Source organism: Photobacterium salinisoli (assembly GCF_003614885.1).
Lineage (GTDB): Bacteria > Pseudomonadota > Gammaproteobacteria > Enterobacterales > Vibrionaceae > Photobacterium > Photobacterium salinisoli.
Map to the genome: position 1 here is coordinate 24,327 of NZ_QZMS01000013.1, position 14,637 is coordinate 38,963.

General features: G+C 52.8%; 9 protein-coding genes and 12 tRNA genes. 1 reads left to right on the plus strand and 20 read right to left on the minus strand.

Annotation, left to right across the window (positions count from 1 at the left end):
• Positions 1-157: 157 nt before the first annotated feature.
• From D6M16_RS17860 to pncC, 20 genes are all read right to left on the minus strand, one after another.
• Positions 158-3,010 carry a M16 family metallopeptidase gene (locus D6M16_RS17860; protein ID WP_120513264.1) on the minus strand — a complete coding sequence of 951 codons (2,853 nt, stop codon included), beginning with the start codon at positions 3,008-3,010 and terminating at the stop codon, positions 158-160.
• Between the two features lie 35 nt (positions 3,011-3,045).
• Positions 3,046-3,468, minus strand: a complete 423-nt coding sequence (locus D6M16_RS17865) for a YqaA family protein (RefSeq protein ID WP_120513265.1) — start codon at positions 3,466-3,468, stop codon at positions 3,046-3,048.
• Between the two features lie 3 nt (positions 3,469-3,471).
• The gene (locus tag D6M16_RS17870; protein WP_120513266.1) at positions 3,472-4,422 is read right to left on the minus strand and encodes an NADP-dependent oxidoreductase; all 951 of its coding nucleotides are present in this window, start codon (positions 4,420-4,422) and stop codon (positions 3,472-3,474) included.
• Between the two features lie 174 nt (positions 4,423-4,596).
• Positions 4,597-4,673: transfer RNA gene (locus D6M16_RS17875), tRNA-Arg, on the minus strand.
• 36 nt (positions 4,674-4,709) lie between these two features.
• Positions 4,710-4,786, minus strand: a tRNA-Arg gene (locus D6M16_RS17880).
• Positions 4,787-4,831: 45 nt separating this feature from the next.
• A tRNA-Arg gene (locus D6M16_RS17885) sits at positions 4,832-4,908 on the minus strand.
• Positions 4,909-4,946: 38 nt separating this feature from the next.
• Positions 4,947-5,023, minus strand: a tRNA-Arg gene (locus tag D6M16_RS17890).
• 47 nt (positions 5,024-5,070) lie between these two features.
• A tRNA-Arg gene (locus D6M16_RS17895) sits at positions 5,071-5,147 on the minus strand.
• A gap of 47 nt (positions 5,148-5,194) precedes the next feature.
• Positions 5,195-5,286: transfer RNA gene (locus D6M16_RS17900), tRNA-Ser, on the minus strand.
• A 10-nt stretch (positions 5,287-5,296) separates the two neighbouring features.
• Positions 5,297-5,373: transfer RNA gene (locus D6M16_RS17905), tRNA-Arg, on the minus strand.
• A 52-nt stretch (positions 5,374-5,425) separates the two neighbouring features.
• Positions 5,426-5,502 (minus strand) — tRNA-Arg (locus tag D6M16_RS17910).
• 44 nt (positions 5,503-5,546) lie between these two features.
• Positions 5,547-5,638 (minus strand) — tRNA-Ser (locus D6M16_RS17915).
• Positions 5,639-5,649: 11 nt separating this feature from the next.
• Positions 5,650-5,726: transfer RNA gene (locus D6M16_RS17920), tRNA-Arg, on the minus strand.
• A gap of 47 nt (positions 5,727-5,773) precedes the next feature.
• Positions 5,774-5,850 (minus strand) — tRNA-Arg (locus tag D6M16_RS17925).
• 41 nt (positions 5,851-5,891) lie between these two features.
• A tRNA-Ser gene (locus tag D6M16_RS17930) sits at positions 5,892-5,983 on the minus strand.
• A gap of 218 nt (positions 5,984-6,201) precedes the next feature.
• Complete coding sequence (gene csrA / locus D6M16_RS17935) at positions 6,202-6,399, minus strand: carbon storage regulator CsrA (protein ID WP_027253546.1); 198 nt, start codon at positions 6,397-6,399, stop codon at positions 6,202-6,204.
• 328 nt (positions 6,400-6,727) lie between these two features.
• Entirely contained in the window at positions 6,728-9,352 is a 2,625-nt protein-coding gene (alaS, locus tag D6M16_RS17940; RefSeq protein ID WP_120513267.1) for an alanine--tRNA ligase, read from the minus strand.
• 186 nt (positions 9,353-9,538) lie between these two features.
• Positions 9,539-10,000: a recombination regulator RecX gene (gene recX / locus D6M16_RS17945; protein ID WP_120513268.1), complete on the minus strand. Its 462-nt coding sequence runs from the start codon at positions 9,998-10,000 to the stop codon at positions 9,539-9,541.
• A gap of 190 nt (positions 10,001-10,190) precedes the next feature.
• Positions 10,191-11,255 (minus strand): recombinase RecA, encoded by a 1,065-nt coding sequence (recA, locus tag D6M16_RS17950; protein WP_120513269.1) that lies wholly within the window; start codon positions 11,253-11,255, stop codon positions 10,191-10,193.
• 128 nt (positions 11,256-11,383) lie between these two features.
• A complete protein-coding gene (pncC, locus tag D6M16_RS17955; RefSeq protein WP_120513270.1) occupies positions 11,384-11,872 on the minus strand; it encodes a nicotinamide-nucleotide amidase in 489 nt (162 codons plus the stop codon).
• 162 nt (positions 11,873-12,034) lie between these two features.
• Between pncC and mutS the strand changes: the two genes are divergently transcribed.
• Complete coding sequence (gene mutS, locus D6M16_RS17960) at positions 12,035-14,605, plus strand: DNA mismatch repair protein MutS (RefSeq protein ID WP_120513271.1); 2,571 nt, start codon at positions 12,035-12,037, stop codon at positions 14,603-14,605.
• The last annotated feature ends 32 nt before the right edge of the window (positions 14,606-14,637 follow it).

A 14,637-nucleotide genomic window follows, 5' to 3' on the forward strand; every position in this document is an offset into this window, starting at 1 on the left:
GGTAATCATAATTCTTGCTGATTACCATGATTATTGTTGATTTAGCAAAGGGTTTCCTGCCTGAGGTAACGGCAACAATAAAAAAAGCCGATACATACAGTATCGGCTGAGATCTTAAGCTGAATCCGGGCTTAATCAGCCGGTAATTATGCTGATCTTATTGCACTGGTTTTAAAGGATGAACAGGCATATTCAGTGTTTTTAATTGCGGCAATAATGACTGCGCATCCCCCACCACAATAATCTGGTAATCCTCGGGATTAAACCATTTTGCGGCCAGCTCATTGAGCCGGTTTTTACTGATAGATGCCGTGATCGCATTACGCTTTGACACAAAATCATCATCGAGCTGATAAATCATAATTTGCCGCAGCAAATCAGCTTTATCACTCGGTGTTTCATAACTCAGTGCCTCTTGCTGACCGACCGCCAGACGCATAAAGGCCAGTTCATCATCCGTCAGACCATTGCGGCTGTAATTCTCCAACTCCTTCAGCATCTCTTTAATTGACGGTATGGTCACATCGGCACGCACTTCGGCATAGAATACAGACAGCCCCGCTTCTTTGTTGCCGCTCTGATAACCACCGGCACCATAGGTGTAGGCCTTGTCTTCGCGCAGATTGAGATTAATCCGGCTGTTGAAATTACCTGCCAGATTAAAGTTCGCCAGCTGGATCTCGAACTGTTCACCCGTGGCGTCATACGGCAGGCCATTCCGCACTAAGCGCACAGTGCTTTGCGGTGCCCCCGGCTTATCGACCAGCCAGATTGCCGGCTCAGACTGAGCGGGCAACACAGGGGTGACATAAGTAGGTGCCGGTGCACCCTGCCAGCTTGCCAGAAATGACAGATGGGATGTCAGCTCAGCGGGCTGCACATCGCCAACGACAGCCAGTTGTGCTCCATTGGGGGTGTAGAAGCGCTGATAAAAAGCTTTGACATCTTCCAGTGTCATTGACTGAACCGATGCCAGCGTACCGTCCGAAGGACGGCCAAACACAGTATTGCCGTACAGCACCTCGCGGGTGGCCTGACTGACCAGCCAGCTCGGACGCTGATGATCATACACCAGGCCTTCCAGCGCCTGCTGTTTCACCCGGTTAAAATCCTCTTCATTGAAGGCCGGTTCAAACAAACGCTCCTGCATGATAGCCAGCGTTTCGTTAAGGTGCTTCTTCAGGGTCGTGACAGAAACAACAGTCCCGTACATACCTGATGAGAAGGTCACAGTACTGCCCAGCGTATCAAGACGAGAAACCAGATCTTCCGATGAATGGCGCTTGCTGTCTTCTGCCAGCATCGCAGCCGTGAGTTCGGCCAGCCCTTCTTTACCCACAGGTTCATATCGGCGCCCCGCCGGTAAAACCAATTGCAATTCCACGGTCGGGGTTTCATCGTACTGGGTGCCCAGCACTTCAATACCGTTAGCCAGCATGAAGCGGTATAACTCAGGCACCTGAGCCGTAACCGGCTCAGAAGGCTGAGGCATGACTGAGCGGTCAAACCCTTCATCCTGTGGTTCGCGCAGGTTCAGCTCATTGTCCCGAACGGATTTGTGCTCAGGAATAAGGCGATCTGCCGGACTGTAGTTGGCTTTGGCGGCGGCCATCTCTGTTCGCCCGTTTGGCACAGTACTGAGCACCACTTTGGGCCGGTTCTCCACATAGCGCCGATACACGGCCTCCACATCCGCGGGTTTCACGCTGCGCAGGTTGGCCAGCTCTGTGCCCAAACGGTTTGGATCACTGTAAAAGGTCTGGTAAGCCGCCAGTTGCGCCACTTTGCCATGCACACTTTGCAGGCCAAAAATCGCAGAGGCTTCGGCCATACCTTTCATTTCATCAAGCTCTTGCTGGTTGACGCCGCGCTGTGCCAGACTGCTGAGCACAGTGCTGACTTCGTCATAAATGCGGTCCAGCTGTCCCTGCTCGCCACTCTGACCGATGGCATAGACATACATGGTACAGGCCAGCTCACCGCAATCGTGATAGGCGCCGGCATCCACTACTTTTCCGGTTTTCACTAATGCCTGGTACAGGATACTGTTCTTCCCGCCCCCTATGACTTTCGCCAGCATATCCAGTGATGCATCATCGGGCGCCCCTTTGTATGAGGTCGGCCATGCCATCATCAGCATAGGTTGCTGGATGTTATCTTCCAGAGTCAGGTAGCGATCTGCATCAAGTGTGACAGGCGCTTTGGGCGAGTTATCGACTTTCGGTCCACGCGGAATACCACCAAAGTACTTCTGTACCCATGCCAGTGTTTCCGCTTTATCAATATCGCCACCAATGGTCAGCGTGGCGTTATTCGGCCCGTACCAGCGAAGAAAGAAGGCTTTCAAATCGTTAACATCAACCCGGTCCAGATCGTCAACATAACCGATAGGCTGCCACGAATACGGGTGTGTGCGCGGAAAAAGCGCTTCGCCGATTCTTTCATTCACCATGCCGTAAGGGCGGTTCTCATAGCGTTGTGCACGCTCGTTCTTCACCGTGGCGCGCTGAATCTCAAACTTGTGCTGGGATACGGCACTCAACAAGAAGCCCATACGGTCGGATTCCAGCCAGAGCACCTTTTCCAGCTGATTGGACGGCACAGTTTCAAAGTAATTGGTGCGGTCACGATTGGTTGTACCGTTCATGGTGCCGCCGGCTTCGGTGATCAGGCGAAAGTGCTCTTGATCACCGACATGTTTGGAGCCCTGGAACATCATGTGCTCAAAGAAGTGGGCAAAACCCGATTTGCCCAATTGCTCGCGGGCCGAGCCCACATGGTAAGTCACATCCACATGCACAATAGGGTCTGAGTTATCCTCATGCAGGATCACCGTCAGGCCATTATCCAGCACATATTTGCTGTAAGGGATCACGACTTCAGCACTAGTGTCCGAGACGCTTTCGACAAAATGCACACCATCAGGCAATGACTGTGCCTGTTCGGGGGGCGTCTGACTGCTGCATCCGCTAAGGACCAGCAACACAAGGCTCAGAATCCGCTTTTGCACGTTCGCCTTCCTTCTATTAATTTCAGAGTGAAAAATCAAAACAGCAGCACCAGTATTACGTACCGCACGGCTTTGCCGATGAGAATAAACAAGGCACAGAGTCCTGCCCGCATCCGCAGCCAGCCTGCAGCTAAGCAAAGCGGATCACCCACAATCGGCACCCAACTGAGCAACAGGCTCCAGTAACCGTATTTTTTTATCCAAGCAACTGCTTTAGTATGACTCTGATTTTCTTCAGAAGTTTTATCGGGGATGCAACGTCCCAGATAAAAACTCACCATGCCCCCGACAGTATTGCCCGCCGTGACAACGGTAACCAGCAGCCATACCGGCTGTGACTGCGCACTAAGAGCGGCCAGAAGGCCGGCTTCCGAGCCTCCCGGCAGCAAGGTCGCGCTGAGTAAGCCAGTGAAAAACAGCCCCCACAACAGGGCTTCGCCAGACCAACTCCAATCCATTCGTCAGTCTTTCATTGCCAGAACTATTTTGCCGCGGGTCCGGCCAGTTTCTATCTGACGGTGTGCCTCCGCGCCCTGCCCAAGTGGGAACTGCTCAGTGATCAACACCGTCAGATCACCTTCTGCCATCATAGCCAGCATCTGATCGTTCTGCGCCACCGAAGGGGACACCAGCATACCTAGTGCATGCAAGCCGGTGACTTTTGCCGCCGCTGTCACACTCTCTGCCGTGATAGTCGGTACAGTCACCACGCGACCCCCCGGCTTGACACAAGAGAGTGCCGCCACGCCTATTTCGCCTCCAACCAGATCGATAAGCACATCCACCGCCTGTAACTGAGCTGACAGCTCTCCTTTTTGGTAATCCACCGCTTGCGCACCCAGAGAAGCGACGAACGCCTGATTGGCCGCCGAACAACTGGCCACGACTTCAGCACCTTTGCGACATGCCAGCTGTATGGCCAGATGGCCTACACCGCCAGCACCGGCTAAGATCAATACGCGCTCACCGCTCTGTACTGATGCTTTTTCCAGTGCCTGCCTGGCCGTTTGCCCCGCTAAAGGTAACGCCGCTGCTTCTGCTAAAGGGACACCATCCGGCACCAGACTCAGGCTGTCCGCCTCAGCCAGTACCTGCTCACTGTATCCACCGCCTTGCAAAGGAAACCCGATAAAACCGCACACTCGCTGCCCGACGCTCCATTCAGCGACCTCCTCGCCAACAGCGGCGATAACACCGGCAACATCATAGCCCGGCACCCAAGGCAGCTTGTCCCGGTTTTGCTGCGCCGCCCAACCTAAGCCTGCCCGGGTTTTGGCATCTATAGGGTTGACTCCTGCATAAGCCACATCGATCAGCACCTGCCGCCCTTCTGGCGCCGGGATCTCGGCCGATTGCAGCTGAAGACAATGAACATCGCCAAAGGCAGTAATAGCAAGCTGTTGAGTTGTCATAGGCATTTTCCTTCTCAATCCGGTGAAATCCTTAGCCTTATCATTGCAAGGCAAGCCAAAACTACCCCTTTCCATACAGAAATGCCAGTGGTTGCAGGGAGTGTTGAGCGGAGAATGAGTAAAACGGAAAAAGGAAGGCAATAAAAAACCCAGCCGGGGCTGGGTTTATAAGGATGGCGCGTCCGGGAGGATTCGAACCTCCGACCGCCTGGTTCGTAGCCAGGTACTCTATCCAGCTGAGCTACGGACGCGCAGAGCAGATGCGTGAAAAATCACGACTTGAATAATGGCGCGCTCGGGAGGATTCGAACCTCCGACCGCCTGGTTCGTAGCCAGGTACTCTATCCAGCTGAGCTACGAGCGCGCAAAATTGGTTTAACCGTTACAGTCCATTGAAACTTGAAAATAATGGCGCGTCCGGGAGGATTCGAACCTCCGACCGCCTGGTTCGTAGCCAGGTACTCTATCCAGCTGAGCTACGGACGCGCAGAATTTTCTGCGTGAATAATCACGACTTGAGATGATGGCGCGCTCGGGAGGATTCGAACCTCCGACCGCCTGGTTCGTAGCCAGGTACTCTATCCAGCTGAGCTACGAGCGCGCAGAATCAGTTTTTGAAGTAGCAGTCCATTGATACTTGATCAAATATGGCGCGTCCGGGAGGATTCGAACCTCCGACCGCCTGGTTCGTAGCCAGGTACTCTATCCAGCTGAGCTACGGACGCGCAGGGTCTTACACAATATCTAAAGGGACTCTAGCTATTGGGAAGAATGGCGGTGAAGGAGGGATTCGAACCCTCGATACGGGATAAACCGTATACTCCCTTAGCAGGGGAGCGCCTTCAGCCTCTCGGCCACCTCACCACACAAATAATGGCGCGCTCGGGAGGATTCGAACCTCCGACCGCCTGGTTCGTAGCCAGGTACTCTATCCAGCTGAGCTACGAGCGCGCAGAAACTTGTGTTTTCACAATGTCTGACACTGACATTGTGATTTAAATAATGGCGCGTCCGGGAGGATTCGAACCTCCGACCGCCTGGTTCGTAGCCAGGTACTCTATCCAGCTGAGCTACGGACGCGCAGGCTTTACTTCTTGCTTTCAGCTATCACACTGAAGAAAGAATGGCGGTGAAGGAGGGATTCGAACCCTCGATACGGGATAAACCGTATACTCCCTTAGCAGGGGAGCGCCTTCAGCCTCTCGGCCACCTCACCACACTGTATAATGGCGCGCTCGGGAGGATTCGAACCTCCGACCGCCTGGTTCGTAGCCAGGTACTCTATCCAGCTGAGCTACGAGCGCGCAGAAACAGTTATTCAGCAGAGCCCTTGAGCCCTGCTTCTGAAATATGGCGCGTCCGGGAGGATTCGAACCTCCGACCGCCTGGTTCGTAGCCAGGTACTCTATCCAGCTGAGCTACGGACGCGCAGATTGCAAACACCACTTCTTTCAAGCTGTTGAAAGGAATGGCGGTGAAGGAGGGATTCGAACCCTCGATACGGGATAAACCGTATACTCCCTTAGCAGGGGAGCGCCTTCAGCCTCTCGGCCACCTCACCGTCTTGCGGTCGCTCATATTACTGTCAGGCAAAAATAAGTCAAACACTTTATTGAGAAAAAGCGCCTTTCCATCACTGGCTGGACACTTAATCACCAAACCGCTATCAAAAGCTTCCCGGGTGGTGACTTCATCATAATTTTCACTGACCTGGCGCGTTATCAGCGTACAAAAACAAAAAAGGCCAGCTAATAAGCCGACCTCTTTATAAAACAGGAATTAGTAGTTACCCGAACCTTGTGTTCCGGTATCTTTTTCTGCCTGTATACGCATGTAGATCTCTTCACGGTGAACAGACACTTCTTTCGGCGCATTAACACCGATGCGAACCTGATTTCCCTTTACGCCAAGTACGGTCACGGTTACTTCGTCACCGATCATTAGCGTCTCACCTACACGACGAGTCAAAATTAGCATTCGATTGCTCCTTGAGTAATCTTACTTGTAATTAGTGTTTATAAAGCTTTTTTACACAAAAAGCCCATAGAGTTCATGGTCACTGCTCAAGAAACAGCGAGAAGTGGGCGATTATCCAGACTTTAACAATCAACCACAAACATTTTCTGCATCTGGCGCACCACTCAGATCAGACCCAAAAAATGTACTCGACCACTCGCCATTGCATCCTCTGTCAGGTTCAACGACTCAATTGACTGTAATTGTAGCACTTTTTTCATGGCTGATGTTGACTGTACCACAGTCAACATCAGCACTTAAGTCGCCGTTTTGCAATCAGAGATCGTCGTTACAGGCGCTCGGTCAACCAAGGCGACACACTGTCCAGTGCTGCAGGTAACGCACCAGCATCTGTACCGCCAGCCTGAGCCATATCAGGACGACCGCCACCTTTACCACCAACCTGCTGAGCAACCATGTTCACCAGATCGCCAGCTTTCACTTTAGTGATCACATCTTTGGTGACACCAGCGATCAGGCCAACTTTGCCGTCACTGACGTTACCCAAGACAACAACACCGCTTCCCAGCTTATTTTTCAGCTCGTCTACCATACCACGCAGTGCTTTGTTATCTGCACCATCCAGCTTAGCAATCAAGACCTTAGTACCATTAATTTCTTGCACCTGATTAATCAGATCGGCACTTTCCTGGGCGGCCAGTTTGTCTTTCAGCTGCTGAATTTCTTTCTCCAGCTGCTTACTGTGGGCAACCAAAGCATTCACTTTGATGGCAACAGACGCTGGATCAGATTTCACCAGACTGGCCGTTTCGGCCAACAGGCTGTCCTGCTCATGCAGCAGCGCAATGGCGCCTTCACCCGTCACAGCTTCAATACGACGGATACCCGCAGCAATACCCCCTTCCGACACTATCTTAAACAGGCCGATATCACCGGTCTGGCGGGCATGAATACCACCACACAGCTCAGTCGAGAAGTCACCCATGCTGAGTACACGCACTTGGTCATCATACTTCTCGCCAAACAGCGCCATCGCCCCTTTGGATTTTGCTGATTCAATGTCCATGACATTGGTTTCAATCACATGGTTCAGGCGGATTTGTTCGTTAACAATGCGTTCAATCTTGCGCAACTGCTCAGGTTTAACTGACTCCAGGTGCGAGAAATCAAAACGCAGGCCATCAGGTTTCACCAGTGAGCCTTTTTGAGTCACGTGCTCACCCAGCTCCTGACGCAGTGCCGCGTGCAACAGGTGCGTGGCAGAGTGGTTCAGGCTAATGGCTGCACGGCGCTTAGCGTCAACCTTGGCATCCACTCGATCACCCACAGACAAGGAACCTTCGTTCAGGGTGCCCTGATGACCAATTGCATCGCCAAACTTCTGCGTATCTTCAACTGAGAACATCACACCCTGGGCGGAAAGCACCCCCGTGTCACCACACTGGCCACCGGATTCCGCATAAAACGGCGTGTGGTCCAGGATGATCAGCGCTTTGTCGCCGGCTGCCACAGTGTCTACCGCTTCACCGTCACGGAAAAGCGCTACAATCTGACCTTCACCCTGGGTGCCGTCGTAGCCGCAAAACTCAGTTTCCGCATCGACTTTCACGTTGTCGTTATAGTCAACACCAAACTGGCCGGCTTCACGGGCGCGCTGACGCTGTGCTTCCATCGCATTATTGAAGCCTTCTTCATCAATGCTGAAACCACGCTCACGAGCGACATCGTTAGTCAGATCAGCAGGGAAACCATAGGTATCGTACAGTTTAAAGACAGTTTCACCGTCCAGCACTTTGCCATCCAAAGCGTCAATCGCTTCATTCAGGATGGACATACCGCGATCCAGTGTGCGACCAAAGTTTTCTTCTTCGATCTTCAACACTTTCTCAACCATGGCCTGTTGCTGCTTGAGTGTCTCACCAGCGCTGCCCATAACCTCAGCCAGAGGACCAACAAGCTTGTGGAAGAAAGCACCGGTCGCACCCAGTTTGTTACCGTGGCGTACCGCACGACGAATGATACGGCGCAGCACATAACCGCGGCCTTCGTTAGAAGGCATCACACCATCCACAATCAGGAAAGCACAAGAGCGGATATGATCAGCAACAACCCGCAGAGACTGGTTAGTCAGATCGTCATAGCCAATCACAGAGGCCGCCTCTTTGATCAGCGCCTGGAAGATATCTATTTCATAGTTTGAGTGAACGTTTTGCATAATGGCCGCCAAACGTTCAATCCCCATCCCTGTATCGACAGAAGGCTTAGGCAGCGAATCCATCTGGCCATCAGCCTGACGGTTAAACTGCATGAAAACGATGTTCCAGATCTCAATGAAGCGGTCACCGTCTTCTTCCGGTGAACCCGGAGGGCCGCCCCAGATATGATCACCGTGGTCGTAGAAAATTTCAGTACATGGGCCGCACGGACCGGTGTCGCCCATCTGCCAGAAGTTATCAGACTCGTATGCCTTACCGCCGGTTTTGTCGCCAATACGGATAATACGCTCTTCCGGTAAACCAATTACCTTGTGCCAGATATCAAAGGCTTCATCATCGGTCTGATACACAGTGACCAGCAAGCGCTCTTTCGGCAGTTTCAATACGCCGGTCAGAAACTCCCAGCCATATTGAATCGCTTCTTCTTTGAAATAATCACCAAAGCTGAAATTACCCAGCATTTCAAAGAAGGTATGGTGACGGGCAGTAAAGCCCACATTCTCCAGGTCATTGTGTTTACCACCAGCACGTACACAGCGCTGCGCCGTGGTCGCTCGGGAGTAATTACGCTTTTCCAGACCCAGAAAAGTATCTTTAAACTGGTTCATGCCTGCGTTTGTAAACAGCAGGGTCGGGTCGTTGGCGGGAACCAGCGACGAACTTTCGACTATCTGGTGGCCTTTGCTTTCAAAAAACGTAAGAAACGCACGGCGAATCTCATCAGTGCTCATGTACATTTGACAATCCTGAATAATGCTGTGTTAATTCCCCTGCCTGCAACTGCGCCCCAGTTGCCCGCTGCCGAACGCAAAGTTCAGCAAACCTGCAGGTTTAATCAATCTAAGATAAAAGGTTTACCGGCTATTGTAAAACAACGCGGGTTTGACGGGAAATGTTCTGTTAACACAATGGCAGAATCTGCCTCAGTATTCATCTTCGACCGCTAAGGCATACCGAATCTGGTCGAAATCAAAACCTCTTGATTGCATAAAACGTAATCGGCGGGCTTTTTCTTTCGGTGTGTCCATCTGAGTGTCACCAAACTTGCGTTGTGCCACCGCCCTGGCCTGTGCAAACCAATCCACACCGGCCTCTTCCAGTGCCTGCTTGATACACAAGTCATGCACCCCTTTCATCTTCATTTCCTGCTTGATTCGCAGCATGCCCCAGCCTTTTGATACCCCGTTTCGCACCGCCATGGCCGCATAGCGGGCATCATCCAGCCAGTTGTAATCCTGGCAATATGCGACTGCGTCACAGACCTCCTGCTCGCTGTAACCACGCTGCTTAAGCTTTTGCTGCAACTCGCGCTTGGCATGGTCTCGCCGTGACAGATACCCCACGGCCGCTTCTTTAGCCGAGATTTTAGGTGCTTGCCTTCTCACCTATACACCTCCCCGATTGACGTATACCAAGCAAAATAGATTGCTGATTAATTCCATGTCCCCTCGAAATACTTAGGTACATCGGTTGTAAATACAAAACGGGCACTGACATTGGTGTTTTCACCTTTGTACAGCGCCCGTGAAAGCCATGACTGCTCCGGCTATCCAGCCGTTACATCATACGTCGTGATTAAAAAGCTTCATCCTGAGCATCGACTTTATCTGTCTCGGCACTGACCAGCTCAGCATCGGCTTCTGAAACATTGGCAGGGTTCAGCAGTTGCTCTCGTAATTGCTGGTCAATGATCTGCGCAATTTCAGGGTTTTCGGTCAGGTATTTACACGCATTGGCTTTACCCTGTCCAATCTTGTCACCCTTGTAGCTATACCAAGCGCCCGCTTTTTCGATCAGCTTTTGCTTCACACCCAGATCAATCAGCTCACCATTACGGTTGAAGCCTTGTCCGTACAGGATTTGCGTATCGGCTTGTTTAAACGGGGCTGCTATCTTGTTTTTCACTACTTTAATGCGGGTTTCGTTACCCACCACTTCATCGCCTTCTTTGATAGCGCCGGTACGGCGGATATCCAGGCGAACTGAGGCATAAAATTTCAGCGCGTTACCGCCGGTGGTTGTTTCCGGGTTACCGAACATCACACCGATCTTCATACGGATCTGGTTGATGAAGATACACATACAGTTAGACTGTTTCAGATTACCCGTCAGCTTACGCATGGCCTGAGACAGCATACGCGCCTGCAAGCCCATGTGCGAATCACCCATTTCACCTTCGATTTCGGCTTTGGGTGTCAGGGCAGCAACGGAGTCGACCACTATCATATCGACAGCGCCGGAACGGGCCAGCGCATCACAGATTTCCAGTGCCTGCTCGCCGGTATCCGGCTGTGAAACCAGCAGCTGATCAATATCCACACCCAGCTTCTTGGCATAAATAGGATCCAGTGCGTGCTCAGCATCGATAAATGCGCAGGTTTTACCCTTGCGCTGTGCTGCTGCAATGGTCTCCAGCGTCAGCGTCGTTTTACCTGACGATTCCGGACCATAAATTTCTACGATACGACCCATTGGCAGGCCGCCGGCACCCAGTGCAATATCCAGAGACAGTGAACCGGTTGAGATGGTCTCAATGTCCATCGTACGGTTATCACCCAGCTTCATAATGGAGCCTTTACCGAACTGCTTTTCGATCTGACCCAGGGCAGCGGCAAGAGCCTTCTGTTTGTTGTCGTCCATTCGACTCTCCAACGGATGCTAATTCAATATTCAAATTACTGGTTAGTATACTGTCTATTCATACAGTGTCTAGCACTGTGTGGCATTTTTTTCCTGACCGGCTGTCAGGCCGGGCAAGACTGTGATCTTCACTGCAGAGTGTTCAGGCGATCAAGTAAGCCTTGCAATGCGCGCTCGACAGCCTGCGCACGTATCGTCTGCCGGTTTCCGCTGAAATGGCAGGTTTCGGCAACAAGCCAGCCTGTAGTATCGGCCCAGGCAAAACAGACAGTGCCGACAGGTTTATCCGGCGTGCCCCCATCAGGCCCGGCAATACCACTGATAGCCACGCTGATAGTGGCCAGTGAATGTGCCAGCGCGCCTTTCGCCATCTCCTGCACCACAGGCTCACTTACCGCGCCGTACTGAGCCAGAGTTTGAGCTTTAACACCCAGCATCTCCTGCTTAGCTTCATTGCTATAGGTAATAAATGCTCGGTCAAACCAGGCAGAGCTGCCCGCAATATCCGTGATAGCAGCAGAGACACCGCCACCGGTACAGGATTCTGCGGTAGTGGCGAGCCACTGTTGGGTTTTCAGTGCCTGACCAAGCTGCGCTGACAAAGATGTCGTCACCATCGGCTTTCCTCCGTACACAGTCAATGCCGACACCTTACTAGGATGGTATGGGCGCTTCAAGCATTAGTCGCGACATGAAATTGCGCTTCCCCCCTTTGCCACTTTTACGCTTTCACGTATCCTAGACGGCCTGATTTTTCTCGGTTTGATGCGGGCAACAGCGTGACAATAAAAGGTTTAGAAACACACACACCCATGATGCAGCAATATTTGAGGCTTAAAGCTGAAAACCCTGATGTGCTGATGTTTTACCGCATGGGGGATTTCTATGAACTCTTCTTTGATGATGCCAAGCAAGCTTCTCAGCTGCTTGATATTTCGCTTACCAAGCGAGGTTCAAGCAACGGTCAGCCCATTCCTATGGCTGGCGTACCATATCATGCCGTTGAAGGTTATCTCGCCAAGCTGGTTCAGTTAGGCGTTTCGGTCGCGATATGCGAGCAGATTGGCGATCCTGCCACCAGCAAAGGACCGGTTGAGCGCCAGGTTGTGCGTATTGTCACACCGGGCACCGTCAGCGATGAGGCGCTGCTTCAGGAGAGACGCGATAACCTGATCGCGGCAATTTTCTGTCAGAATGGCCGCTTCGGCTATGCCACCCTGGACATCACCTCCGGCCGCTTCATGCTGATTGAGCCCGAAACCGAAGAAGCCATGCAGGCCGAGTTACAGCGCACCAGTCCGGTCGAGCTGCTGTATCCGGAAGATTTTCCTCTGCCGGGCCTTTTCAGCCACATAAAAGGGGCCCGCCGACGCCCGGTGTGGGAGTTTGATCTGGACACTGCTCGCCAGCAGCTGACCCTGCAATTCGGCACCCGCGATCTGGTGGGTTTTGGCGTCGAAAACGATGAGTTCGGCCTGTGTGCGGCCGGTTGCCTGCTGCAATACGTAAAAGATACTCAGCGCACCGCGCTGCCTCACATTCGTGCCATCACCCGGGATACTCAGGAACAGTCGGTAATTCTTGATGCTGCTACCCGCCGTAACCTGGAACTGACCCAGAATCTGGCCGGCGGTACCGAGAATACGCTGGCTTCCGTGCTGGATCAGACGGCCACCCCAATGGGCAGCCGTCTGCTCAAACGCTGGCTGCATCAGCCCGTTAGAAACCGTCAGCAGCTGAATCTGCGTCTGGATGCCATCGGCAACCTGAAAGACAGCGGCATGTTCGCCGAACTGGCCGGCGTACTGCGTCACATGGGCGATCTGGAAAGGATCCTGGCCCGACTGGCATTACGTTCGGCCCGACCGCGCGATCTTGCCCGTATGCGAACGGCACTGCAGCACCTGCCCGAACTGGCTGAGCTACTGGCAGAGTTGAACAGCGAATCACTGCGCCAGCTGGCACAACAAAGCCAGCCAATGGACGAGATTTGCAGCCTGCTGGAGCAGGCTATCGTTGAAAACCCGCCTGTCATTATCCGTGACGGTGGCGTGCTGGCACCTGGCTACAATGCTGAGCTGGACGAATGGCGCGATCTGGCCGATGGTGCCACCAAGTTCCTGGCCGAGCTGGAAGAACGTGAACGTGAGCGCCATGACATCGACAGCCTGAAAGTCGGCTTTAATCAGGTGCATGGCTTTTATATTCAGATCAGCCGCGGTCAGAGCCACAAAGTACCAAGCCATTATGTTCGCCGTCAGACGCTGAAAAATGCGGAACGTTACATTATCCCTGAGCTGAAAGAGCATGAAGATAAAGTGCTTAACTCCAAGTCCAAAGCACTGGCGCTGGAAAAACAACTCTGGGAAGCTCTTTTTGACAGCCTGCTGCCGCATCTGGCTCAATTGCAGCAGACCGCGGCAGCACTGTCGGAACTGGATGTGCTGGCTAACCTGGCTGAACGCGCAGACACGCTGAATTACTGCCGCCCGACGCTGAGCGATAAACCCGGCCTAGATATCAATGCTGGCCGTCACCCGGTCGTCGAGCAGGTGCTGGATGCACCTTTCATTGCCAACCCGATCTCGCTACACCAGGATCGCCGCATGCTGATTATCACAGGGCCAAACATGGGCGGTAAATCCACCTATATGCGTCAAACTGCCCTGATCGCCCTGATGGCACATGTCGGATCTTACGTGCCGGCAGATTCTGCCACTATTGGGCCTCTGGATCGTATTTTCACCCGGATCGGTGCCTCGGACGATCTGGCCTCCGGCCGCTCCACCTTCATGGTGGAAATGACGGAAACCGCCAATATTCTTCATAACGCGACAGAAAACAGTCTGGTACTGATGGATGAAATCGGCCGTGGTACCAGTACCTATGACGGACTCTCTCTTGCCTGGGCCAGTGCTGAATGGCTGGCTGAAAAAATTGCGGCCATGACGCTGTTTGCCACCCATTATTTCGAGTTGACCGAGTTGCCATCTCTAATACCGGGGCTCGCCAATGTGCACCTGGATGCCATTGAGCACGGCGATGAAATTGCCTTTATGCACGCTGTGCAGGAAGGAGCCGCCAGCAAGTCTTTCGGTCTGGCGGTTGCCAGCCTGGCAGGTGTCCCGAAATCAGTGATCAAACGCGCCAAGCAAAAGCTACAGCAATTGGAGACCACAGGCCATCAGCAAGCCTTGGACCAGCCGCAGGCGCAACGCACAGACAACCAGCAGCTGTCGCTGATCCCTGAACCCAGTGAAGTCGAAGAAGCGCTGGCACGCCTGAACCCGGATGAGCTGACACCAAGGCAAGCCCTGGATGAGCTTTATCGTTTAAAAGCATTACTGTAACGGGTGCTGCTAACGGATCAGGAACGATCAAG